Raw genomic sequence first — 23,292 nt, 5'->3', positions numbered from 1 at the left:
CCGGGCGATTGCCCGGCTTTTCATTATGCAGCGTGCGCTGAACGGCTGTCTTCGGGAGCCTCAAAACGATCATCGAGGCCATAATCGCGCATGACGCTGGCCACACGTAAGCGATAATTCTCGAAAACGCCCTTGCGGCCCTGTCCCTGTGCCAGTCGGTGGGACGGCAAGTTGCGCCATTCGCGCACGGCTTCTTCGTCGCGCCAGAACGAAAGCGAGAGCAACTTATCGGGATCGGCAAGGCTTTGAAAGCGCTCTATCGACAGGAAGCCGTCGATTCTGGAAAGATCGTCGCGCAGGCTAGTTGCAATATCGAGATATTGGCCGCGCCTGTCGTCATCAGCCGGCCAGACTTCGAATATGACTGCAATCATGGCTTGATGAACTCCCCATGCGGTGCGGATTGAAGTTTCAGGAAGATTCGGTCTTCGGACCGGATGAATTGCTCCCGGCGCGCAAATTCATAATTCTCGCGTCCCAGTGGATCGGAGGCAAGCCGAGCGCGATAGGCTTCGTAAGCGGCAAGATTTTCGATTGAATAGACGCCATATGCTGTCGTTGACGAACCCTCATGTGGTCCGAAATAACCAATGAGATCGGCGCCGCATCGCGGAATGGCCTGTCCCCAGTTGCGTGCATATTCAGCAAAGGCATCCGCCTTGAACGGGTCGATCTGATAGCGGATGAAACAGGTAATCATGCATGTCTCCTTCAAATGCCTGTGTTCGATGCTGACAATGTAGCAATTGAATTATCTCTATAGTTCGGTTAGCATCGAAGTATGAAAGATGGCCCGATCATAGCTTCCGTTGCCGCGCTCCTTGGGGACCCTGCGCGTGCAAACATGCTCACGGCGCTGATGGACGGCCGCGCACTGACGGTCAGTGAGCTTGCGTCTGCGGCAGGTGTGACATTGCAAACGGCCAGCGGGCACCTTGCAAAACTTGATGCTGCTAATCTGCTGGTTGCGGAGAAGCAGGGACGGCATCGCTATTTCCGTCTTTCAGGAACGGATGTTGCGCAGGTTCTGGAAGGACTAATGGGACTCGCGCAACGCACCGGCGCCGTGCGGGTGAGGACGGGCCCGAAAGACCAGGCGCTACGCAAGGCGCGCATCTGCTACGATCATCTGGCGGGTGAACGGGGCGTCGAGTTGCTTGATGCGTCGTATAGACTTGGTCTCATTGCCGACGATGGCGAGCCGATGCTGACCGAGAAGGGCAAATCGTTTTTCAACTGTCTTGGTGTGAATGTCACTACCCTGGAGCAGGGCAAGCGGCCGGTCTGCCGGCACTGCCTCGACTGGAGCGAACGCCGCAACCATCTTGGCGGAGCACTGGGTGCGGCGCTCCTGAACCATTTTATTTCGCAAGGGTGGGCACGCCGGGAAGCGGGCCGGGTCATCGCTTTTTCGCCCAAAGGATCACAGGCATTTTCGCGGACATTTGAACTGGCTGGCCAGATCACGTGACCTGAACAGCCAGCGTTCAGTATGAATGTTGTGTTGCGGCAGCGGCTGCTTCGTCCAGTTCAGTGGCTCGTTTCATCGCGGGGCGATCCTTCAACCGGTCCCAATAGGCCACAAATGCTCCCCGGGCCGGCAGCGTGCCGAAGCGCAGGCCCCATCCTACGTGTGAACCGACGTAAACGTCAGCTGCGGTGAAACGGTCGCCGGTGATATATGGATGCTGTGAGACGGCTTTTTCCAAAGTGTTGACCACTGTGTCGTAATTGCCGTAGCCGACCATTCCCTGCTTGTCGGCGGGGATTTCAACGCCGAGCGCATGGTTGGAAAGTGCAGCTTCGACGGGGCCGGACGTAAAGAACAGCCAGCGGAAGAAATTTGCACGCTCATTCGGATGCGGCGCCAGACCGGCTTCGGGAAATGTCGTTGCGAGATAAGCGCAGATCGCCGCCACTTCCGTCACCACCGCATCGCCGTGACGCAGGGCCGGCACTTTACCCATGGGGTTGATCGTGCAGTAGTCGGGGCCTTTCATCGGCGGGCCGAAATCCAGTATTTCCACATCGTAGGGTTTGCCGATCTCCTCCAGCATCCAGCGCGCGATACGTCCGCGCGACATCGGGTTGGTATAGAGCTTCAACTCAGCCATTTCATCCTCCCTGTAAGAGGTGGCAGGATGCGCTTTTTCCCTTGAAAAGGAAATGAAAAAACCCGGCAGCAATGCTGCCGGGTTCTGCATATCGAGAAGGGGTCGAATAGCCGATCAGGCGGCCATGGCCTTCTTGAGGTTTTCATCGATCTTGTCGAGGAAACCCGTGGTGGAAAGCCAAGGCTGATCCGGACCGATGAGCAGCGCCAGATCCTTGGTCATGAAGCCGCTTTCAACAGTGTCCACGCAGACCTTTTCCAACGTGTCGGCAAAACGCTTCAGCTCGGCATTGTCGTCAAGCTTGGCACGGTGGGCAAGACCGCGGGTCCATGCGAAGATCGAAGCGATCGAGTTGGTCGAGGTTTCCTCGCCCTTCTGATGCTGGCGGTAGTGACGGGTCACGGTGCCGTGGGCAGCTTCAGCTTCAACGGTCTTGCCATCCGGCGTCATCAGAACGGAGGTCATCAGGCCGAGCGAGCCGAAGCCCTGTGCCACGATGTCCGACTGAACGTCGCCATCATAGTTCTTACATGCCCAGACGTAGCCGCCCGACCACTTGAGTGCCGAAGCGACCATGTCGTCGATGAGGCGGTGTTCGTACCAGATCTTCTTTTCTTCGAACTTCGATTTGAATTCTGCGTCGAAGACTTCCTGGAAGATATCCTTGAACCGGCCGTCATAGGCTTTCAGGATGGTGTTCTTCGTGGAGAGATAGACCGGATAGCCGCGCTGCAGGCCATAGTTGAACGAAGCGCGGGCGAACTCGCGGATCGATTCGTCAAGGTTGTACATGGCAAGAGCCACGCCAGCCGAAGGAGCCTGATAGACTTCGTGTTCGATGGTTTCACCATCTTCACCAACGAACTTAATCGTCAGCGTGCCCTTGCCGGGGAACTTGAAATCCGTCGCGCGGTACTGGTCGCCGAATGCGTGGCGGCCAACGATGATCGGCTGGGTCCAACCCGGCACCAGACGCGGCACGTTCTTGCAGATGATCGGCTCGCGGAAGATCACGCCGCCCAGAATGTTGCGGATGGTGCCGTTTGGCGACTTCCACATTTTCTTGAGCTTGAATTCCTCAACGCGCGCTTCGTCAGGCGTGATGGTTGCGCACTTCACGCCGACGCCATGTTCCTTGATGGCATTGGCTGCATCGATGGTGACCTGATCGTTGGTCGCATCGCGGTTCTCAACCGACAGATCGTAATATTTCAGATCGATGTCGAGGTAAGGATGGATAAGCTTGTCCTTGATGAACTGCCAGATAATGCGGGTCATCTCGTCGCCGTCGAGTTCGACGACCGGGTTCGCAACCTTGATTTTTGCCATGGATGAAGCCTCTTTTTCAATGCGTCGCGCCCGTATAGCACTCACGGCGAATAAGGCAAAGCGTAAGAGGCTTATTCTTTGGCCTATAGACCATCTGAATGGTCAAAAATTCGGGAGAGATTTTGCGAAATGCGCGAAACGTCTTTCGGGCAAACCCGATCATGCAGCGCGGTGGGCCGACCTGTCGTTATCGCGAGACTTCTCCCAAGATGATTGCCGCTGGCGATAGTTTTTCTCTTCACTTGCCAGAATGGCGTCTGCATCCAGCGTGGAGATGGCAGTCGCCCTGTCTGTGGGTACGAGACCATTCAGCTGCAGCGAAAGATATCGACCGCAGCAGACCCGCAGGAATGAGGCGAAATTATCGAGGTCGTGGCCTTCATTCCGGGATTCATCATAAAGTTTGCCAATGAGGCGACTGACAGTGAGATCATCGCGCGCCGCAATATCTTCCAAAGCCCACCAAAAGAAATTTTCAAGGCGAACGCTTGTTACAACGCCGTCTATGCGCAGCGATCGCGTCACGCTCAGCCAGAGTTCAGGATTGGCGCCGATGAACAGCCTGCACATGGTTTCCTCCGGATCATTCTCCCAGACTTACTGTCGCGCAGTTTTGCCCCGCCTGCAACCGTGTCGGGTACGGGCGGGGAGAGCGCGATCAGCTGTGGGTGATCCTGGTGCCGAGGACTGTGAGGAACTGTGCCAGCCAGGCCGGATGGGCGGGCCACGCAGGCGAGGTGACGAGATTGCCCTCCGTAACGGCCTGGTCGACCGGAATATCGGCATAGGTGCCGCCGGCGAGTTCGACTTCAGGCCGGCAAGCCGGATAGGCCGAGCAGGTGCGGCCTTCCAGAACGCGCGCGGCGGCGAGCAGTTGTGCACCGTGGCAGACCGCTGCAACGGGCTTGTTCGCCTCGAAGAAATGTTTCACCACGGCGATAACCTTGTCGTCGAGACGCAGATATTCCGGCGCCCGGCCACCGGGAATGACAAGCGCGTCATAGCTCTCCGGTTTCACGTCGGAGAAGGTTGCATTGAGGGTGAAGTTATGGCCCGGCTTTTCCGTATAGGTCTGGTGGCCCTCAAAATCATGAATGGCTGTCGCGATATGGTCCCCGGCTTTCTTGCCGGGGCAGACCGCATGAACCGCATGGCCAACAGTCAGCAACGTCTGGAACGGGACCATCGTTTCATAGTCCTCACCGAAGTCGCCGCAAAGCATCAGTATTTTCTTACCCGACATGGTTTCCTCCCTTGATCCTGTATCCGGTGGCGACAGCCTGGCACAAATCGGCGGAAGATAGGTGTTATCGGGCTACTACACAGGCTTTTCACCCGGGCCTGTAAGGGGAATCTTTGCGATTCAGCGTCAATTATGTCAGGGAAGCGCCACGATTTTATAGCACAGCGGAAAACATCATGGCAGGAACAGATAAACAGCGCCCCATACTCGCGGAAGGACCAGCAATCGTTCTGGTAGAACCGCAATTGCCGGAGAATATCGGCATGGTGGCGCGCGCCATGGCCAATTTCGGACTGGCAGAACTACGTCTGGTCAATCCCCGCGAGGAATTCCCGAGCGAGAAGGCGAGGGCCGCGGCGAGCAAGGCCGATCATGTGATCGACAATGCTGTGGTTTATGACGACCTGCCTTCCGCTATCGCTGACCTCAATTTCGTCTATGCAACGACGGCTCGCGAACGCGACGGTTTCAAGCAGGTTCGCAGTGCCGTGGAAGCCGGTGGCGAGCTGCGCCGTCGTTTTAGAACTGGGGAGAAGACCGGTATCCTGTTTGGCCGCGAACGCTTCGGCCTCAGCAACGAGGAAGTGGGACTTGCGGACGAACTGGTGACATTCCCGGTCAACCCAGCCTTTGCATCGCTGAATATCGCGCAAGCTGTCCTGCTCATGTCCTATGAGTGGATGAAATCGGGGCTTGAGAACGAAACGGAGACGGTATTCCGTGGGCCGGAACTTGAGCTGGCGCCGAAGCAGGAATTGCAGGGACTCTTCAACCATCTCGAAGAAGCCCTTGATGTGCGCGGCTATTTCCGCCCGGAAGCCCGCAAGGAAATCATGGTCAATAATCTGCGGGCAGTGCTGACCCGCGCCGGTTTCGCATCAGCAGAGCTGAAACTTCTGCGCGGCGTCATCACGTCGCTCGATGTGTTCTCGCCGAAAAAGCCACGTGGTTCTGGTGCTCCGGATGGGCGTGCGCGCAAGCCCGCGACCGAGGCTCCGGCAACAAAGGACAAGGATGAATGAAAAACGCACTCGCTGTGAGCTTCTCTGCCGTGCCTTCCGCCGACGCCGAAAGACCGATTCTGGTTTTCGACAGCGGCATCGGAGGGCTGACGGTCTTGCGGGAAGCGCGGGTGCTGATGCCGGATCGCCGTTTCGTCTATGTCGCGGACGATGCCGGATTTCCCTATGGCGGATGGGAAGAGGATGCGTTGAGGGCGAGAATAGTCCAACTGTTCGGCAAGCTCATTGCCGACTATGATCCTGAAATTGCGGTGATCGCCTGCAATACCGCCTCCACGCTGGTGTTGGACGACTTACGGAACGCCTATCCTGCGGTGCCATTCGTGGGAACCGTACCGGCGATCAAGCCCGCGGCCGAAAGAACCTCATCGGGCCTTGTTTCCGTGCTGGCCACCCCCGGCACCGTCAGGCGGGCCTATACGCGCGATCTCATTCAATCCTTTGCGTCCCAGTGCCATGTTCGTCTCGTCGGTGCTGACCAGCTTGCGGCAGTAGCGGAAGCTCATATTCGTGGCGAGAAGATCGACGAAGCGCTGGTCGTGGCACAGATTGCCCCCTGTTTCATTGAACAGGATGGCAACCGGACCGACATTGTTGTTCTGGCCTGTACGCATTATCCGTTCCTTGCCAATGTGTTTCGGCGCCTGGCGCCATGGCCGGTCGATTGGCTCGATCCGGCCGAAGCGATTGCCCGGCGTACCGTTTCTTTGCTGAAACCGCGTCGAGCCGTTGAGGAACTGCATCATCACAACGATCTGGCGGTGGTGACCTCGCAGAATCCGGATTACGCCATTCGCAGGCTCATGCAGGGCTTCGGTCTGCATTTCGCCTGATCTCTCCCCCAAGGTCTTGAATTTTGCGGCCAGGTGACGATCATGGCCATGATCGTTTCAAGGGGAAATGCCATGACCGGAACCATACCAAGGATTACTCTTCCATCGGGACAGATGGTTCCGGCGCTCGGGCAGGGCACCTGGTATATGGGCGAGGACAGCGCACAACGCCGCTATGAAATCGAAGCGCTGAGGAGTGGTATCAATCTGGGAATGACGCTGATCGATACGGCGGAAATGTATGCAGACGGCGAGGCGGAGGACGTCGTTGGGGAAGCGGTCTCAGGTCGGCGGGACGATGTATTCCTCGTCAGCAAGGTTCTGCCGTTCAACGCGTCACGGAAGGGTACCATCGAGGCCTGTGAACGAAGCCTGAAGCGGCTCCGTACCGAGCGTATCGATCTCTACCTTCTGCATTGGCGTGGGCGCTATCCACTGGAAGAGACTGTCGCGGCTTTCGAACAGCTGAAACATGCAGGCAAGATCGCGAGCTGGGGCGTCAGCAATTTCGACACGGACGACATGAAAGAACTTGCCAGTGTGGCGAGCGGCATGGATGTCGCGACGAACCAGATACTCTATAATTTGACGCGGCGTGGACCCGAATTCGACCTGATGCCGTGGTGTGCAGAGCGAAAAATTCCGCTGATGGCTTATTCGCCAATTGAACAGGGACGATTGCTGGATGATCCCGTCTTGACCGAAATTGCGGGTCAGACAGGCGGTACGCCAGCTTCGGTCGCGCTTGCCTGGACGATGCGCGGCGGCAATGTCATCGCAATTCCAAAGTCGTCCAACCTGCATCATGTCCAGGATAACAGAAAAGCTGCTGAGTTGCGGCTTTCCAACGATCAGTTGAAACGTCTGGACCAGACTTTCTCGCCGCCGTCCCGAAAGACGGCGCTGGAAATGCTGTAACGAGCGGACGTGCTTAACCCGCTTCCTTCTGGCGGGCATCCTTCTTGGCCTGCGCTACGCTTGCAGCCTTTCGTAACCGCCCACGTTCTGCCGGCCGGACGAGGCTGTCGTATTTTTCGTTCGGAATGTTACGCATGCCTTGCAGTGCGTGGCGCGTGTTGAAATCCTTGCCCTTCTTTTCGTTTGCTTCCTTGACCGCGAGCGCTTTACGGGCATTTGCAATCAATTGGGCGCTCGCCGCCATGCGGCGCCGACGTTCAACTTCCGTGTTGATACGACGCACTGCCATGGCCAAAATGGAAACTTTGAGATGCGAGCCTTCGTCGGCTTTGGCAGGAGTGGCTCCGCGAGCCGCTGCCTTTCCGCGCATTTCGCGCCTGCGCTGATGGGCCTGATCTCGTGCCTTCTTGCGGCGTTCGCGGATCAGTTTCGCCAGATGGCCAAGTTCTTCATCGGGAACGTTTTGCAAAAAAGGATGGTGCGATTTTTCGACCAGTTCTTTTTCGTCGGCATTGAGGGCACGCGCTTCCTGCTTTCTGGTGACGGCCATGGGACATCCTTTCTGCTAACGATGGGATTTTTCCGGTGGAATATAGGCGCGGCCGCCAGCATGGAAAGATAGGCTCCTCATTTCTGCTCCTCGACGTGGACGGCTTCGCTTTGCTCTTCAAACCGTTGTAAAAGCAGCTTCAACTCATTGAGGGGCAGATGTTCCGCACCGATGGTCTCGATCTTGGTCGTAGATACGATAGTCAGGATTTCATCAAGTTTGGCCTGGGTCGCACTCGCTTCGCGATTCTGCGCATTCTGGATAAGAAAGACCATCAGAAAGGTGATTATAGTGGTCGACGTATTCACCACAAGTTGCCACGTGTCTGAGAAGTTAAACAGGGGGCCGGTGACGCCCCATATGATGATGAACAAACTCGCCAAAACGAACGCCAGGTAATGACCTGCAAGTTCGGCAGCTTTTTCGCTGAGCTTTGTGAAGAACTGTGACATCTAAACCTCCAAAATGGCTGACATAAAACGCTCAATGGAGGGGCGCGGTTCCGCAATCGCATGAGGCAGGGAACTTTCACGCGCTGCTCAACGTTTCCCCTACATAGAAAACGCGGAGGTTAGCCGATGGTAATTGTTGAAACCCGCATCAGCTCGGTGGGGGGCTTCAAGCTCTATATGGTGGAATTCGTCACCGAGGGCGAAGAGAAGATCACCGTCAAGGTGGAGAATGAGACAGACGCAGAATTGGCACGCGATGAAGTACTGCGGCGCGCTGCCATGAAGCTGGGTGAGGCTCTTGGGGTTGCATGTACGGAATGCGGTATCGAGCCGGGCAGTTTTGTGACGCGTCCAAGCGCCCGCCGTGCCGGTGATCGGGCAGAGCTCGAACGCCAGCTCGATGAAGGTTTGGAGGACACGTTTCCCGCCAGCGATCCGGTCTCCGTAACTGGTTCAACGATCGCAGGTTTTACCGGGCCGAAAGATTGAAAGATGGCTGCAAGCAAGAAGCCGGGCTGTTTGCCCGGCTTCTGAAGTAGTTCACAAAATGAGTCCTGCAATCAATATATCTGACTGATAATACTCAAAGATTGCGGCGCTTACCTTCCATCAGGTCGAGCACTGCACGGGCGCAGTCGAGCACATTGGAGCCCGGTCCAAACACCGCTGCTACTCCATGATCGAACAGATACTGATAATCCTGACGCGGAACGACACCGCCGCAGACCACGATGATATTCTCCGCCCCTTTTTTGCGCAGTGTGTCCACAAGCTGGGGCAGAAGTGTCTTGTGACCGGCTGCGAGCGACGAAACTCCCAGAACATGGACCTTCGCCTCGATTGCCATGTCAGCGGCTTCGTCGGGCGTCTGGAACAGCGGACCAGCCAACACCTCGAAGCCTATATCACCGAATGCTGAGGCAATGATCTTGGCACCACGATCATGGCCATCCTGGCCGAGCTTGGCTACCATCACCTTTGGCTTTTCACCGATCTGTTTTGAAAAATCGCTTAGCCGGTCAACCAGCGTTTGATATTCCGGTTCGTTCTCATAGGCTGAGCCGTAAACTCGGTTGACGACCTTCGGAACTGCAGCATGATCGCCAAATGCGCGGCGCATGGCATCGGAGATCTCGCCGACGCTGGCGCGCGCACGAGAGGCTTCGACTGCGGCAGCGAGGAGGTTGCCTTCGCCGGTCTCCGCTACCTTTTGCAGTTCCGCTAGTGCGGCTTCGACCTTTGCCTTGTTGCGCGTCTCCTTGATGCGGTTGAGACGCGCAATCTGCGACTGGCGAACGGCCGAATTGTCGATCTCCAGAATGTCGATTTCGTCTTCCTGCTCCAGCCGAAATTTGTTGACGCCGACAATGACTTCCTCGCCCTTATCGACTGCCGCTTGCCGTTTGGTGGCCGCTTCCTCGATGAGACGTTTAGGCAGTCCGCTTTCGACGGCCTTGGTCATGCCACCGAGTTTCTCGACCTCCTCAATCAAGGCCCAAGCCTTTTCGGCAAGCTCATTGGTGAGGTTTTCGATGTAATAGGAGCCCGCCAGCGGATCGACCACTTTGGTCACGCCGGTTTCATTCTGGAGGATGAGCTGAGTGTTCCGGGCAATGCGTGCGGAGAATTCCGTTGGCAAAGCAATGGCTTCATCGAAGGAATTGGTGTGCAGCGACTGCGTTCCGCCCAATGCGGCCGACATGGCTTCGAAGGCCGTGCGGACGATGTTGTTATAGGGGTCCTGTTCCTGAAGCGAAACGCCGGAAGTCTGGCAATGTGTGCGCAGCATCAGCGAGCCGGGCTTCTTCGGATGGAATTCCTTCATGATGCGTGACCAGAGCAGGCGCGCAGCGCGCAGCTTGGCAATTTCCATGAAGAAATTCATGCCAATGGCGAAAAAGAAGGACAAACGCCCTGCAAATTCATCGACATTCAAGCCCTTATTGAGCGCAGCGCGTACATATTCGCGCCCATCGGCAAGCGTGAAGGCCAGTTCCTGAACCAGCGTCGCGCCTGCCTCTTGCATGTGGTAGCCAGAAATGGAAATCGAGTTGAATTTCGGCATTTCGGTTGCCGTATAGGCGATAATATCCGCAATAATCCGCATGGATGGTTCCGGCGGATAGATATAGGTATTGCGAACCATGAACTCCTTGAGGATGTCGTTCTGGATCGTACCGGAAAGTTGCGCACGCGGAACCCCCTGTTCCTCACCCGCGACGATGAAATTGGCGAGGATCGGGATCACCGCGCCATTCATCGTCATCGAAACAGAGATTTTTTCAAGCGGAATGCCGTCGAAAAGGATCTTCATGTCCTCGACGGAATCGATCGCCACGCCAGCCTTGCCGACATCGCCTTCCACGCGTGGGTGATCACTGTCGTAGCCGCGATGGGTGGCGAGATCGAAGGCGACTGAAACGCCCTGCTGACCGGCGGCGAGAGCCTTGCGATAGAATGCATTGGATTCTTCCGCCGTCGAGAACCCCGCATATTGCCGGATTGTCCAGGGACGACCCGCATACATGGTGGCACGCGGGCCGCGAACGAAAGGCTCGAAACCAGGCAAGGTGCCCAGATGACCAATCCCTTTCAGGTCGTCTTCGGTATAGAGCGGTTTGACGTCAATCCCTTCCGGCGTGTGCCAGATCAAGCTGTCTGCTGGCCGCTTCAATTCCTTTTCAGCCAAGGTTTCCCAGTCTGCGCGGGTGATGGGGCGCTCGCTCATATCGAACCTCACTCGAATTCCATGATCAGCTCATCGACAGCGAGGCTTGCACCTGCTTCCGCTGTAATGCGCTTTACGGTAGCACGGCGTTCGGCACGCAGCACGTTTTCCATCTTCATGGCCTCTACCGTGGCGAGCGGTTGCCCCGCTTCGACCGTATCGCCTTGCCCGATGAGGATGGATGTGATGACGCCCGGCATCGGGCAGAGCAGCATCTTTGACGTGTCCGGGGGCAGTTTCACCGGCATGAGCTTTGCAAGTTCGGCTATGCGCGGCTTGCGAACGTGGGCAACAACATCCATGCCGCGCCAGCGAAGCCGCCAGCCAGTTCCGGAGCGTGAAACCTTGATGGCAATCGGCTTGCCGCCGACGGTGAATGAGCCCAGATGACTGCCGGGATGCCAGTCACTGGCAACAGGCAGGCTGCCGCCATCCACGAAATTGATTGTTGTTCCGCCTTCGCCTTCTGCGATACGCACCGGCAAGGCGAAGCCGCCGAGCGTCGCTACCCAGTCGGTGGCCACCGATTGCTGGTCGCTGGAAAGCCGCCCGGAGATTTGCGCGTTGCGTTGTTCTATCGCCAGATTGATCTGTGCGGCTACCGCAGCAAGTATGCGTGCGTCGTCTTCCGAAACGGGCACACCAGTAAAGCCGTCCGGGTATTCTTCGGCAATGAATGCGGTGGTGAGCGCACCTTCGCGGAAGCGTGGATGATCCATCACAGCCGACAGGAAGGGCAGATTATGGCCGATGCCTTCAACCTCGAATGCGTCCAGCGCATCTCCCATCGCGTCGACAGCGCTCGCGCGGTCCGGCCCCCACGTGCAGAGCTTTGCGATCATCGGGTCATAATACATCGAGATTTCGCCGCCCTCGAATACGCCGGTATCGTTACGGACGATTGTGCCATCCGGGTTGCGGCCTTCGACCGGCGGTCGATAACGGGTCAGCCTGCCGATTGAAGGCAGGAAGTTGCGATAAGGATCTTCGGCATAGAGGCGGCTTTCCATCGCCCAGCCGTTCAGCTTCACGTCGCTCTGGCTGAAGCGGAGCTTTTCACCGGATGCTACGCGGATCATTTCCTCCACGAGATCAATGCCGGTGATGAGCTCCGTCACCGGGTGCTCGACCTGCAAACGCGTATTCATTTCAAGGAAATAGAAGTTCCGGTTACCATCGACGATGAATTCCACCGTTCCTGCCGAAAAATATCCAACGGCTTTTGCCAAAGCGACAGCCTGCTCGCCCATGGCTTTACGGGTAGCTTCATCCAGGAATGGCGAGGGCGCTTCTTCGATGACCTTCTGGTTGCGGCGCTGAATCGAACATTCACGTTCGCCCAGATAGACGACGTTGCCGTGCTGATCGCCCAGAACCTGAATTTCGATATGGCGTGGCTGGGTGACGAATTTTTCAATGAATATGCGGTCGTCGCCGAAGGAGGATTTCGCCTCATTGCGCGAAAGCTGGAAGCCTTCGCGAGCCTCATCATCGTTCCATGCGATGCGCATGCCCTTGCCACCACCGCCAGCAGAAGCCTTGATCATCACCGGATAGCCGATGCTGCCAGCGATTTTGACGGCTTCGTCTGCGTCCTCGATCAAGCCCATATGCCCGGGCACGGTGGAAACACCGGCTTCGGCCGCAAGTTTCTTCGAGGTGATCTTGTCGCCCATGGCATCAATCGCGTTTACCGGCGGGCCGATAAAGGTGACATTGGCGGCTTTCAGTGCTTCGGCAAAACGCGGGTTTTCCGACAGGAAACCGTAGCCCGGATGCACGGCATCGGCCCCGGTTTCCTTGATGGCGGCCAGAATTTTATCAATGACGATATAGGACTGATTGGACGGCGCTGGTCCGATATGGACCGCTTCATCGGCCATTTTGACATGGAGCGCATTGCGGTCGGCGTCGGAATAAACGGCAACCGTTGCGATACCCATCTTCTTTGCCGTCTTGATGACCCGGCATGCGATTTCGCCGCGATTGGCAATGAGAATTTTCTTGATCATGGGCATCTACTCAAAGAGGAATGGTGTCGTGCTTTTTCCACGGCGTGCTTTGGCTCTTGTTGCGCAGGCTTGCAAAAGCCCGCGCAATGCGGCGACGCGATGAATGCGGCATGATGACTTCGTCGATGAAGCCGCGTTCAGCAGCCACGAACGGATTGGCGAAACGCTCTTCATATTCCTTCGTGCGCGCGGCGATTTTCTCAATGTCGCCCAGTTCTGAACGATAGAGGATTTCCGTCGCGCCTTTGGCGCCCATTACAGCGATTTCTGCCGTGGGCCAGGCATAATTGATGTCGGCGCCGATATGTTTCGAGGCCATCACATCATAGGCACCGCCATAGGCCTTGCGGGTAATAAGCGTAACCATGGGAACGGTCGCCTGGGCGTAGGCAAAAAGCAGCTTTGCGCCGTGCTTGATGACCCCGCCATATTCCTGGGCTGTGCCCGGCAAGAAGCCTGGTACATCGACAAGGGTCAGGATCGGGATATTGAAGGCATCGCAAAAGCGTACGAAGCGAGCAGCCTTTCGCGATGAATCAATGTCGAGGCAGCCGGCAAGAACCATGGGCTGGTTCGCAACCACACCGATGGTCTGCCCATCCATGCGGATGAAGCCGGTGATGATGTTCTTCGCAAAAGCTTCCTGAATTTCAAAGAAGTCGCTTTCGTCGGCCAGCGCGTGGATAAGCTCTTTCATGTCGTAAGGCTTGGTCGCGCTATCCGGGATCAGCGTGTCGAGCCGCATTTCGAGCCGCGCAGGGTCATCGAAGACCGGACGCACGGGCGGCTTTTCGCGATTGTTGAGCGGCAGGAAATCGAAAAGAATGCGGACCTGTTCGAGCGCTTCGATATCGTTTTCATAAGCGCCGTCTGCCACCGATGATTTTCGGGTGTGGGTGGAGGCGCCGCCAAGTTCTTCCGCTGTGACAATTTCATTTGTGACGGTCTTGACCACGTCGGGCCCCGTCACGAACATATAGGAGCTATCCCGCACCATGAAGATGAAGTCGGTCATGGCGGGCGAGTAGACCGCGCCACCAGCGCAAGGTCCCATGATGACCGAAATCTGCGGAACTACGCCGGAAGCATCCACGTTGCGCTTGAACACGTCGGCATAGCCTGCGAGCGATGCAACGCCTTCTTGAATACGCGCGCCGCCGGAATCGTTGAGCCCGATGACCGGCGCACCATTCTTCATGGCCATATCCATGATCTTGCAGATCTTTTGCGCGTGCGTTTCGGACAAGGAACCGCCCAGAACTGTGAAATCCTGGCTGAACACATAGACCTGACGGCCATTGATCGTGCCCCAGCCGGTCACCACGCCGTCGCCAGCGACTTTCTGCTTTTCCATGCCGAAATCGACGCAGCGATGGGTGACATACATGTCGAACTCCTCGAACGATCCATCATCGAGGAGCACTTCGATCCTTTCGCGAGCAGTGAGCTTGCCTTTTGCGTGTTGCGCGTCGATGCGGCGCTGACCGCCGCCGAGGCGGGCTTCCGCCCGACGGGATTCAAGCTGTTCGAGAAGTTCCTGCATAAAGTCCCCACTTTTGGGCGGCCTTCGGAAGGCGTGTTATGAAACTGAAAAGATAGTCTTTTTCTCCTTCCTGCTTAAAATCCGAAGGCGCTCCGGAAAAGCTTGAAAAGGTGCGATTGTGTAAGTTATAAATTTGCAAATAGCGAAATGCGAATTTGCAAAATGGCGCCAAGAAAACTTTATATCGGCAGAAAGATACGTGAAATCCGGGAGCAGCATCGAGCAACCCAGTCGGGCTTTGCCGAACGGCTTGGAATTTCAACGAGTTATCTCAATCAGATCGAGAATAATCAGCGGCCTGTCTCGGCGGCGGTCCTGCTGGCACTGGCCGAAAACTACCAGATCGACATCGGTGCTATTTCCCTGGGGGACGACGATCGTTTGCTATCTGCGGTTTCCGAAGCGCTGGCCGATCCGGTCTTCGACAATTACAAGCCGAACCTGCAGGAGCTGAAGCTTATTACGCAAAATGCGCCGGGGCTGGCCCATGCGCTGATCGCCTGCCACCAAGCCTATCGCCGCAACAGTGAACAGCTTGCAAGTTTGGATAATCAATTGGGTCGCGCTCCGTCGGCAGCCGAGCCTGCGCCTTATGAGGAAGTGCGCGACTTTTTCCATTTTATCGACAATTACGTACATGAGATCGATATTGCCGCAGAAAAGCTGGCGAGCGAGTTGAGCATTCCGGGACGCGACATCGGTGTGGCCCTGCCGCAGTATATGGGGGAGCGTCACCGTGTGCATATTGCGCGGGCTGCGCCGGAAGAAGCGGTTCTGCGCCGGTTCGATGCGCAGGCGCGGGTGCTTTATCTCAATCCCTATTCGCCCGCTTCAACCCGTAATTTCCAGATCGCGTTTCAGATTGCCGAACTGGAGATGGAAGAGCTTGTGAGTGCGATTGCCAGGCGGGCGGATTTTCGCTCTGCCGAGGCAGTCGAGATTTGCAAGATCGGCTTGCGCAACTATTTTGCCGGGGCCCTCATGCTGCCCTATCAAACCTTTCTTTCAGCAGCAAAAGAACTGCGCCACGATCTGGAACTTCTGGCGTCACGCTTCGGGGCCAGTCTTGAGCAGGTCGCGCATCGTCTGAGTACCTTGCAGCGCTCCGGTCAGCGGGGTGTGCCTGTGTTTTTTGCCCGCATAGACAGGGCAGGAAACATCACCAAGCGGCATAGCGCAGCCAAGCTACAATTTGCCCGTTACGGTGCTGCGTGTCCCTTGTGGAATGTGCATCAGGCATTCGAGACGCCGGGCCGGATCATTCGCCAACTGGCTGAAACGCCGGATGGCGCGCGTTACCTTTGCATTGCGACAGAACTGACAAAGAGCGAAGGGGGCTTCAACGCTCCCCAGCGCCGCTATGCCATCGCCCTGGGCTGCGAGGTGGCCTATGCGCAGGATTTTGTCTATGCCGATGGGCTCGACATAGCAGTGCGTTCTGCCTTCGATCCGATCGGTGTTTCATGCCGCATCTGTGAGCGTGCTGAATGTGTGCAGCGGGCGGTTCCCCCGCTGAAAAGCCGATTGGCGGTCGATCACGACCGCCGCGGGATTTTACCGTATCGGCTGCTCTGAAGATCAGAAGCCAGCATGCTCCTTGAGGAATTCAGCTTCCTCATGGGTCGTGTCGCGCCCGAGCACCTTGTTGCGATGCGGGAAGCGGCCAAAGCGCTCAATGATGTCGTGATGCTGACGGGCGAAGCCGAGCGAGAACTCATCGCCAAGCTTTTCATAAAGATCGACGCAGCGCTTCTGGTCGTTCAGATGTTCGCTATGCATGAAGGGCAGATAGAAGAACTGGCGCTGGTCAGGCGATAGCTGCCGGTCGAAATCATGGTCGAGCGCCTGTGCGGCCACATCACGGGCCAGCCCATCGCTTTCGAATGAGCGGGGAGAGCCGCGAAACATATTGCGCGGAAACTGATCAAAAAGAATGGTGAGCGCCAGAGCGCTTTCCGGTTGCTGTTTCCACTGCTCCAGTTTGTCGGCACGCGCATCTTCGTAAGCTGTCAGAAATTTCTCGCGAATTTCAGCGTCGATCTCGTCACTTTTGCTGAACCAGTTTTCCCGCATCCGGGGCGAAAACCAGAAATCCAGAACATCCTTGGGTTCGATAGCCATGACAGGCCTCCTCTCTGGTTTTATTGGGCTGGCTGGCTTGTGCCTTCCTGCGGCGGACAGGGCGGCTCTCCCTTGAAATTGCGCGACATACAGGCGAATCGATCGAAGCTCTTGCCCGTGTCCATCGCGGCCTTGCCGGCTCCCCCACATCCGGCAAGAACCACCAGAGAAATCAGAATAGCTAAGTTTTTCATGGAGGTCCTTTCAAGAGGCTTTCATGTGGCCATGTCGCCAGCCTTTATAATAGGGATCGCAACGTTCGGCGACAACCGATATAGGCCGATCACCCTCTGCCGCGATAGTTCGGGACGCCCTGTTCCGGTATCCAGACATTCTGGGGCGCCGCTCCGGTCTGGAAGAAGACGTCGATTGGAATGCCGCCGCGCGGATACCAGTAACCGCCGATCCTGAGCCATTCGGGCTCCAGCAGGTCCACGAGCCGCTTGCCGATGGTCACGGTGCAATCTTCGTGAAATGCGCCGTGATTACGAAATGAGAACAGGAAGAGTTTCAGGGATTTGCTCTCCACGAGCCACTGCCCGGGGACGTAGTCGATCACGAGATGCGCGAAATCAGGCTGACCCGTCATCGGGCAAAGCGAGGTGAATTCGGGCGCGGTGAAACGGACGCAATAAGGTGTTCCCGCTTGCGGATTTGCAACCCGTTCGAGGACGGCATCTTCCGGCTTCTGCGGCACAGAAGCATGGGAGCCGAGCTGTTTTAAGTCGGAATAGATGGTCTTTTCAGACATTTACGTGCCTTTGTTTCAAGCCACGTCGCAGTCTTGCAGCGCATGATTGCGCTTGTCCTTGTTTTGACCGGGTAGGCTGCGACCGGTGGCGAATTGCCAATAAGGTGGAGCTAGCAGACCATGATCATTCCGTAAAGAGCGCATGCAAAGGCCCGCGCCTTGGACAAAAGCGCGGGCACAGTATTGTGAATTTTGCGGTTAACGTCGGTCGGAAATGGCGCAACCAATCGCGACGCCGATAAGGATCCCGATAATACCGGCAGTTCCGAAGAGCGTTGTAGCCGTACCGGGATTCTCGCGCACCGTTTCGGCTACCACCTGGCCGCGTTCACGCACCGCTTGCGCCGCGTTACGGAAACGACCGGATGCATCGTCCAGCGCATCTTCCGCACGTTCCCTCAGGTCACCGGATTGGGACGCCAGCGATTTGGAAAGACGTTTCAGTTCACTGCGCATGTCAGCGATCTGCTTTTCGAGCGCCTGCTGGATGTCGTTGGTGATCTTTTCATCAGCCATTTGGAGTCTCCGTTACGTTTTATAACGGTACAACGAGGAAGGGTGCGTTCGGTTCCATGCTGCGACAATGCGGTTAACAAACATGGTAAACCGCTCGTAAACCATTTTAATTTAAGCTTTTCGAATACAAGAACGATCTGGAGCGGGGCCAGAATGTATATCGAAAAAGATGCGCTTGTTGGCCGTTGCGAGCCGGTATCTGCGCGTGTTGTCCGGGCTGCACATTTGGCCAGACAATGTGTCGACCAGCACCAGCCGGATCAGGTGCGCGCGCAGGCAGAAGCGGCGTTGACGCTTTTACTTGATGATCCTTCTCCGAAAGTACGTATGGCGATGGCGGACGTGCTCTCCACCAGCGTGCATTCGCCTCTGCATATTGTAACGGCGCTTGTCGCTGACCAGCCGGAGGTTGCGGGCTATATCCTCGCGCGCTCAACGCTTCTCAACGACGCCGACCTGATCGACCGTGTGGCCTATGGTGCGCCAACAATGCAGGTTTTGATCGCCGCGCGACCTCATGTTTCATTCGCAGTTTCAGCAGCAATTGCAGAACTCGGAAGTAACGACGCGGTTGCTGAAATGCTCTTTAACAGTTGCGCCCGGATCGCTTCCATTTCGTTCCGGCGCATGAGCGAACGCTGTGGACATGATGCTGTGGTGCGTGAGGCTCTGCTGTCTCATCCACATCTTCCGGCAGAATGCCGTCATCTGCTGGCTGTGAAAGTGGGGGAGGTCCTGCAGGCCCTCCCGCTGGTGAAGATGCTATTGGGCGAACGTCGCGCCGATAAAATCGTCGGAGATGCTACAGTTCGCGCATCGATGCATCTGGCGGAAACCTGTTCGCAGGAAGAACTCCCGGCGCTGGTCGAGCATCTGCGTCTACGCGGGGAGATTACAACCAGCTTTGTCATTCGCGCCGTTGCAGGCGGACGTATAGATTTTTTTGCCAGCCTGCTGGCTGCGCTTTCCGACCTCGATGACGCGCGGATTTGTGCGATTATTTCCAGAGGTCGTCCTGCGGCTCTTGCTGCGCTGTTGCGCTCTGCCGGATTGAGCGATGCTACGCATGCGCCCTTGATTGTTGCCATCGAGGCATGGCGAGCCGTGGCGGCCGGGCGGAAGCGGTTGGGAACGGCAGAAATATCAGCCCTTATGTGCGAGGCCACACGTGCCAGCCGATATGCTGCGGCCAATGACGATCTGGCTGCACTTCTGCGCTCTATTCATCTGGAATTCATGCGTGAATCCGTGCGGGACAGGCTGCAGGCTATTCCCGCCTGATCAGGTGTTCTGCCGAAAAGGGCGGATGAGGCTGAGGCCATAGCCGACGGCGATGCCGAACACTGCTCCGGCAGCCTTGAAAACGAAATCTATGAACTCCCCATGCCGTCCGGGAGCAAGACGCTGCATCAGTTCAAAAAGCGCTGCACAGCCGACCGTCAGCAAAAGAACGCCCATCCAACGGCGTGGGTAGGCTAGCGCAAACAAAGCGCCGACCAGAAAGAAAGCCCCAAACCTTTCGAGATCGGCTGGTTCGCCGGTGACGGGGCGGAAATTGATCGGGCTGATCGTAACCGCCAGAATGGCCAGAAGTATCACCCAGGCACCGATGCGCACAATTCGCTTCATGAAGAGCGTCTCTATTCATCCGAGTAATCGCCAGGTGGCTCGTCCTGTTTCGGGTCGCCACACCGTTGGTACATTCGGTCCGTTATTGAAGTTTTCAGTGCGTTACCGAATGGCAACTCATAATGTGAAATGACATCGACGCCCATACACCATTTGACGTCATGAGGCGACAGGCCATAATTGGTTTCGAGAAAACCCAGCGCGTAGTTCATGCCTTCGTCGCATTGGTCGGTCTTGCAGAAATTGCCATCCCTTGCGAGCTGACGAATCGAACCTTCCCCAATCTTGACCACGATTGCTTCCACGGCAAAGGGGCTCGCGCCTATCACGGTGATGACGACAAGTCCGATCAAAGTAAATTTTATAGAGCGCCGCATGAATCGCCGTTCGTAGCTGGTTTCCGCAAGTTCATAACGCATGAGCGGCAATATGATGGCAAGCCGGAAAGCGGTGAAACCAACGCAATTGCGGGATTTTTTAGAACAATGCTGTTATGAACCGCACTTGTCGCCGAGATTGACAAATCGAGTTGACCGTCCCGCCTTCGCCCAAATTCTAGCTAACCGAATTGTAGTTTACATCGGTTGCATATTGACTTTTACGTAAATGCGGGAGCAGAACTTAAGCTCTGAATCCAATTTGGTTTGGAGCATGGTCCGCTTGATATAAGGCAGAAATGTTTTGGTGCGCGAATATTATACGATCACGGAGCTGACGCGCGAGTTCGGTATTTCAACCCGTACTTTGCGCTTTTATGAAGATGAGGGCTTGATCGCTCCTGTGAGACGTGGCCGTACGCGATTGTTCCGTCCGGCCGATCGCCATCTGGTGAAGCAGATTCTGCGCGGCAAGCGACTTGGGTTTTCCATCGCGGAAATTCACGAGATCATTCAGATGTATCGCGAGCCGCCCGGGGAAACGGGGCAGCTGAAACTGCTCATGAAGCGCGTTGAGGAAAAACGCGCTGATCTTCGGCAGAAGCGGCGTGACATTGAAGAGACACTGGGCGAACTCGATCAGATCGAAGAGTCCTGCATCGAGCGCCTCGCCGAACTGGGCGTCAATACCTGAGTTGGGTTACTGGGTGTCGGGCACTGGAGAGCACATTTGTGCGATGGCTTGAACCGTGCTGTTGTTGTCCTGATCGATTTTGCCGCTGAAGACATCGTCGAACAGTTTCGCCTTGTCCAGTTCCGTCACCACACAGCCGCAGAACTGCTGACATAGCTGTTCGCTTCCGTTTTGCAGGCATGCAGCCACGCAGGACTGCGTGAAGGCTTCTCGCGGCGTCGGCTGAGCCGGGGGCATCAACTGCGAGAACAAGTAAACCATTGCGATCAGCACAGGCTGATGAATGAGATAGAAGGCCAGGCTGTGCCTGCCTATGAAGGTCAGCGGCTTTTCAAGAAAGCGTGGTTTGATCCCGCCAGCCAAAAGCTGCAGCCAGCCGAAGCGCTGGAAAACCCGTGCGGCAGCTATTCCGACAAGGACTGCGCCGAACCATGGAAACAGCGGTACGTAATCGTTGGAGCGCAGCGTTACGGTCGAAAGCCCCACCCAACTCAATGCTGGATGATTGAAAATGTCGGCCCGCGCAAAAAGCGGAGCGCTGATGACGAATACTGCGACGATCAAGGTTGCAATGGCGGGCAGGCGCAGAAACAGAAGGCCGAGTACACTTGCCAGAGCGATCTGGTGCAAGATGCCAAAGAAAATGAAACTGTCCGGAGAAATATACCATGTGACGGCTGAAATCGCCGCCGCCGCTACAACGATCTGAGCCAGCCGTTTCGCCATCGGCTTCCAGCGGATTCCGTTGCCATGCGCCAGGACAAGGCTAAAGCCCACCAGAAACAGGAAGCTCGACGCGATGCAGCGCGCGAAAAGTTTCCATCCGCCGTGAGCAGTCGTTGCTGGCGCCATATAGCCGAAGAACTCGAGATCCCAGCCAAAGTGGTAGATCGCCATCGCGATCAGCGCAATTCCGCGCGCAATGTCGATGCGCCCAAGGCGAACCCGGGACGAGGATGCGGTATCCTGGTGGGTGATGTTAGACATGGTTCCTTTCGGCTGGATAGCAATGTCCGGCGTTTTTCGATTCCCGGCAAATCTCTAACACAGCCATTTGCAACTCTATAGTATGCGGAAGCACACGGATTCGTGCTGGCGCTGGCGCAGGTAAATGGCAGATATTGGAGAGCTTGGTTGTTTTATAGTCTGTCGAAAATTTTTTGGCTGTTTTTTCAACCCGTTACGATAATATCTGTTCTCGTGCTGATTGCTTTTCTTGCCATCTGGCGAGGTATGCGCGGTTTCAGCATGGGGCTGCTGGCGCTGTCACTGGCCACGCTGTTTCTTGCCGCCTTTACGACGTTGGGTGCCGTTCTGCTTGCTCCTTTGGAAGATCGTTTCGCAAAGCCGGATGCGATGCCGCAACGTGTGGACGGGATCGTCGTGCTGGGCGGCTATATGAATGGCGAAATCAATGCGGGTCGCAAAGGCTTTGAGTTGAACAGCGCGGCTGATCGCATTTTTGAAGCAATGCGGCTGGCACGACTATACCCCGACGCCAAAGTCATTGTATCTGGCGGCGAGGGCGCATTCTTTGAAAAATCCGCCAAAGAAGCGGATAGCACCCGGCAGATGCTTGCCGATCTTGGCTTTTCCGGCGAGCGCTATATTTTTGAAAACAAATCTCGAAATACCGTCGAGAACGCGGTTTTCTCGAAGGAATTGGCTCAACCGAAGCCCGGTGAAACGTGGCTTCTGGTCACTTCGGCATATCATATGCCGCGATCCATCGGATGTTTTCGCAAGGCAGGGTTCGACGTTGTGGCCTGGCCGGTGGACTTCAAGACGCGCGCCAGCGAGCACTTTGCCCTTTATCTCGAATCTCCGAACGAAGCGCTTTCGCGGTTCAGCGTAGCCATGCGTGAGTGGGGAGGACTGGCCGCTTATTGGCTGGCTGGCAAGACAGATATGCTTTTGCCTCAACCCTGATGCCGCATTTTCGCCGTCACTTTAAAGCTTTCATTAACGTTATCGTTCGGTAACCGTTTGATAATAAATGTATAGTCGGATTGTGTGCCCGGCGCGTGGAATTCGATGCCGCATTTCAGCCGTTTTTCATCGTTGCGTTCCGGTGATCACGAAGCTATATGATCGGTAACAGCGTTGTGAAGGGCGCTGTGTAGAAGAGTTGCACAACAAGGTTGCCAAAATTTCCATGGACGAAACCGTTCAAAAATCCTGCTGGGGTGTTACGCTCTGGGCAGTCATTGGTCTCGCTGCTGTCATTCTCATGGCCTATCTGTTCTCCGTCTAGAAGTCAGGCGGCATTGCGTATTCCGGAAATTTGATGCCGCATTTCGGCATTCCGTTTGCGTTGATCCTTTCCTACAACTATCTGATAGAAATGCGCGGATTCCGCGTTAGCGACTTTTTGCCCATTTTTGTCTAATATGGATGATCGGGCAAATCGCGAGCGGCGCTGCGACCAGGAATCAATCAGCCTTATGACGGCTGCAGAAG

At 56.1% G+C, this 23,292-nt stretch carries 26 protein-coding genes; 9 read left to right on the top strand and 17 right to left on the bottom strand.

What is annotated here, in order from left to right:
• Positions 1-23: 23 nt before the first annotated feature.
• Positions 24-374 (bottom strand): antibiotic biosynthesis monooxygenase family protein, encoded by a 351-nt coding sequence (locus OINT_RS06590; RefSeq protein ID WP_006466994.1) that lies wholly within the window; start codon positions 372-374, stop codon positions 24-26.
• On the bottom strand, positions 371-700 hold the full coding sequence (locus OINT_RS06585) for an NIPSNAP family protein (RefSeq protein ID WP_006471637.1): 330 nt from the start codon (positions 698-700) through the stop codon (positions 371-373). The genes OINT_RS06590 and OINT_RS06585 overlap by 4 nt, the downstream gene beginning before the upstream one ends.
• Before the next feature lie 81 nt (positions 701-781).
• Here OINT_RS06585 and OINT_RS06580 point away from each other — a divergent pair, with 81 nt between their 5' ends.
• Positions 782-1,471, top strand: a complete 690-nt coding sequence (locus OINT_RS06580; RefSeq protein WP_006466992.1) for an ArsR/SmtB family transcription factor — start codon at positions 782-784, stop codon at positions 1,469-1,471.
• A 16-nt stretch (positions 1,472-1,487) separates the two neighbouring features.
• On the opposite strand, the gene OINT_RS06575 is transcribed toward OINT_RS06580, so the two are convergent.
• The 4 genes from OINT_RS06575 to OINT_RS06560 form a co-directional block, all read right to left on the bottom strand.
• Complete coding sequence (locus OINT_RS06575) at positions 1,488-2,114, bottom strand: glutathione S-transferase family protein (RefSeq protein WP_006471636.1); 627 nt, start codon at positions 2,112-2,114, stop codon at positions 1,488-1,490.
• Positions 2,115-2,228: 114 nt separating this feature from the next.
• On the bottom strand, positions 2,229-3,443 hold the full coding sequence (locus OINT_RS06570; protein WP_006471635.1) for an NADP-dependent isocitrate dehydrogenase: 1,215 nt from the start codon (positions 3,441-3,443) through the stop codon (positions 2,229-2,231).
• A 159-nt stretch (positions 3,444-3,602) separates the two neighbouring features.
• On the bottom strand, positions 3,603-4,013 hold the full coding sequence (locus tag OINT_RS06565) for a ribbon-helix-helix domain-containing protein (RefSeq protein ID WP_006466989.1): 411 nt from the start codon (positions 4,011-4,013) through the stop codon (positions 3,603-3,605).
• Positions 4,014-4,101: 88 nt separating this feature from the next.
• Positions 4,102-4,686, bottom strand: a complete 585-nt coding sequence (locus OINT_RS06560) for a DJ-1/PfpI family protein (protein WP_006466988.1) — start codon at positions 4,684-4,686, stop codon at positions 4,102-4,104.
• 176 nt (positions 4,687-4,862) lie between these two features.
• Between OINT_RS06560 and OINT_RS06555 the strand changes: the two genes are divergently transcribed.
• The 3 genes from OINT_RS06555 (at position 4,863) to OINT_RS06545 (ending at position 7,459) form a co-directional block, all read left to right on the top strand.
• Positions 4,863-5,708 (top strand): RNA methyltransferase, encoded by an 846-nt coding sequence (locus tag OINT_RS06555; RefSeq protein ID WP_006471634.1) that lies wholly within the window; start codon positions 4,863-4,865, stop codon positions 5,706-5,708.
• Positions 5,705-6,541: a glutamate racemase gene (gene murI / locus OINT_RS06550; RefSeq protein ID WP_006466986.1), complete on the top strand. Its 837-nt coding sequence runs from the start codon at positions 5,705-5,707 to the stop codon at positions 6,539-6,541. The genes OINT_RS06555 and murI overlap by 4 nt, the downstream gene beginning before the upstream one ends.
• 72 nt (positions 6,542-6,613) lie before the next feature.
• Positions 6,614-7,459, top strand: coding sequence for an aldo/keto reductase (locus tag OINT_RS06545; RefSeq protein ID WP_036565147.1), 846 nt, complete (start codon positions 6,614-6,616; stop codon positions 7,457-7,459).
• A gap of 13 nt (positions 7,460-7,472) precedes the next feature.
• Here the strand turns inward: OINT_RS06545 and OINT_RS06540 are convergent, their stop codons facing one another.
• Both OINT_RS06540 and OINT_RS06535 read right to left on the bottom strand, forming a co-directional pair.
• Positions 7,473-8,009 (bottom strand): hypothetical protein, encoded by a 537-nt coding sequence (locus tag OINT_RS06540; protein ID WP_006466984.1) that lies wholly within the window; start codon positions 8,007-8,009, stop codon positions 7,473-7,475.
• A 77-nt stretch (positions 8,010-8,086) separates the two neighbouring features.
• Positions 8,087-8,461 (bottom strand): low affinity iron permease family protein, encoded by a 375-nt coding sequence (locus tag OINT_RS06535; RefSeq protein WP_006466983.1) that lies wholly within the window; start codon positions 8,459-8,461, stop codon positions 8,087-8,089.
• A 126-nt stretch (positions 8,462-8,587) separates the two neighbouring features.
• On the opposite strand from OINT_RS06535, the gene OINT_RS06530 reads away from it, so the two are divergent.
• Positions 8,588-8,950: a hypothetical protein gene (locus tag OINT_RS06530; protein WP_006466982.1), complete on the top strand. Its 363-nt coding sequence runs from the start codon at positions 8,588-8,590 to the stop codon at positions 8,948-8,950.
• Positions 8,951-9,044: 94 nt separating this feature from the next.
• Here the strand turns inward: OINT_RS06530 and scpA are convergent, their stop codons facing one another.
• Genes scpA through OINT_RS06515 form a run of 3 tightly spaced genes read right to left on the bottom strand, consistent with a single transcriptional unit; the run spans position 9,045 to position 14,744 of the window.
• On the bottom strand, positions 9,045-11,189 hold the full coding sequence (gene scpA / locus OINT_RS06525) for a methylmalonyl-CoA mutase (protein ID WP_006471632.1): 2,145 nt from the start codon (positions 11,187-11,189) through the stop codon (positions 9,045-9,047).
• An 8-nt stretch (positions 11,190-11,197) separates the two neighbouring features.
• Positions 11,198-13,201: an acetyl-CoA carboxylase biotin carboxylase subunit gene (locus OINT_RS06520; protein ID WP_006471631.1), complete on the bottom strand. Its 2,004-nt coding sequence runs from the start codon at positions 13,199-13,201 to the stop codon at positions 11,198-11,200.
• Between the two features lie 10 nt (positions 13,202-13,211).
• Positions 13,212-14,744, bottom strand: a complete 1,533-nt coding sequence (locus OINT_RS06515) for an acyl-CoA carboxylase subunit beta (RefSeq protein WP_006466979.1) — start codon at positions 14,742-14,744, stop codon at positions 13,212-13,214.
• Positions 14,745-14,906: 162 nt separating this feature from the next.
• Here OINT_RS06515 and OINT_RS06510 point away from each other — a divergent pair, with 162 nt between their 5' ends.
• Positions 14,907-16,319 carry a helix-turn-helix domain-containing protein gene (locus tag OINT_RS06510; protein ID WP_006471630.1) on the top strand — a complete coding sequence of 471 codons (1,413 nt, stop codon included), beginning with the start codon at positions 14,907-14,909 and terminating at the stop codon, positions 16,317-16,319.
• A 3-nt stretch (positions 16,320-16,322) separates the two neighbouring features.
• On the opposite strand, the gene OINT_RS06505 is transcribed toward OINT_RS06510, so the two are convergent.
• The 3 genes from OINT_RS06505 to OINT_RS06495 form a co-directional block, all read right to left on the bottom strand.
• Positions 16,323-16,865, bottom strand: a complete 543-nt coding sequence (locus OINT_RS06505) for a DUF924 family protein (RefSeq protein WP_006466977.1) — start codon at positions 16,863-16,865, stop codon at positions 16,323-16,325.
• Between the two features lie 283 nt (positions 16,866-17,148).
• Positions 17,149-17,616 (bottom strand): preQ(1) synthase, encoded by a 468-nt coding sequence (gene queF / locus OINT_RS06500; protein ID WP_006466975.1) that lies wholly within the window; start codon positions 17,614-17,616, stop codon positions 17,149-17,151.
• Positions 17,617-17,814: 198 nt separating this feature from the next.
• On the bottom strand, positions 17,815-18,132 hold the full coding sequence (locus OINT_RS06495) for an ElaB/YgaM/YqjD family protein (RefSeq protein ID WP_006466974.1): 318 nt from the start codon (positions 18,130-18,132) through the stop codon (positions 17,815-17,817).
• A 153-nt stretch (positions 18,133-18,285) separates the two neighbouring features.
• Here OINT_RS06495 and OINT_RS06490 point away from each other — a divergent pair, with 153 nt between their 5' ends.
• Positions 18,286-19,413: a DUF2336 domain-containing protein gene (locus OINT_RS06490; protein ID WP_039852629.1), complete on the top strand. Its 1,128-nt coding sequence runs from the start codon at positions 18,286-18,288 to the stop codon at positions 19,411-19,413.
• Here OINT_RS06490 and OINT_RS06485 read toward each other — a convergent pair whose 3' ends face one another.
• Positions 19,414-19,761, bottom strand: a complete 348-nt coding sequence (locus tag OINT_RS06485) for a VanZ family protein (RefSeq protein ID WP_006466973.1) — start codon at positions 19,759-19,761, stop codon at positions 19,414-19,416. It abuts the gene before it with no gap.
• Positions 19,762-19,772: 11 nt separating this feature from the next.
• Positions 19,773-20,138 (bottom strand): hypothetical protein, encoded by a 366-nt coding sequence (locus OINT_RS06480; RefSeq protein WP_006471627.1) that lies wholly within the window; start codon positions 20,136-20,138, stop codon positions 19,773-19,775.
• Positions 20,139-20,445: 307 nt separating this feature from the next.
• Here OINT_RS06480 and OINT_RS06475 point away from each other — a divergent pair, with 307 nt between their 5' ends.
• Positions 20,446-20,832 carry a MerR family transcriptional regulator gene (locus OINT_RS06475; RefSeq protein WP_006471625.1) on the top strand — a complete coding sequence of 129 codons (387 nt, stop codon included), beginning with the start codon at positions 20,446-20,448 and terminating at the stop codon, positions 20,830-20,832.
• Between the two features lie 6 nt (positions 20,833-20,838).
• Here the strand turns inward: OINT_RS06475 and OINT_RS06470 are convergent, their stop codons facing one another.
• A complete protein-coding gene (locus OINT_RS06470; RefSeq protein ID WP_006466970.1) occupies positions 20,839-21,819 on the bottom strand; it encodes a heparan-alpha-glucosaminide N-acetyltransferase in 981 nt (326 codons plus the stop codon).
• Positions 21,820-21,966: 147 nt separating this feature from the next.
• Here OINT_RS06470 and OINT_RS06465 point away from each other — a divergent pair, with 147 nt between their 5' ends.
• Positions 21,967-22,761 carry a YdcF family protein gene (locus tag OINT_RS06465; protein WP_006471623.1) on the top strand — a complete coding sequence of 265 codons (795 nt, stop codon included), beginning with the start codon at positions 21,967-21,969 and terminating at the stop codon, positions 22,759-22,761.
• Positions 22,762-23,292 lie beyond the last annotated feature (531 nt).

It is taken from the genome of Brucella intermedia LMG 3301 (assembly GCF_000182645.1).
Lineage (GTDB): Bacteria > Pseudomonadota > Alphaproteobacteria > Rhizobiales > Rhizobiaceae > Brucella > Brucella intermedia.
This window is presented reverse-complemented; position numbering and strand designations above follow the sequence as displayed.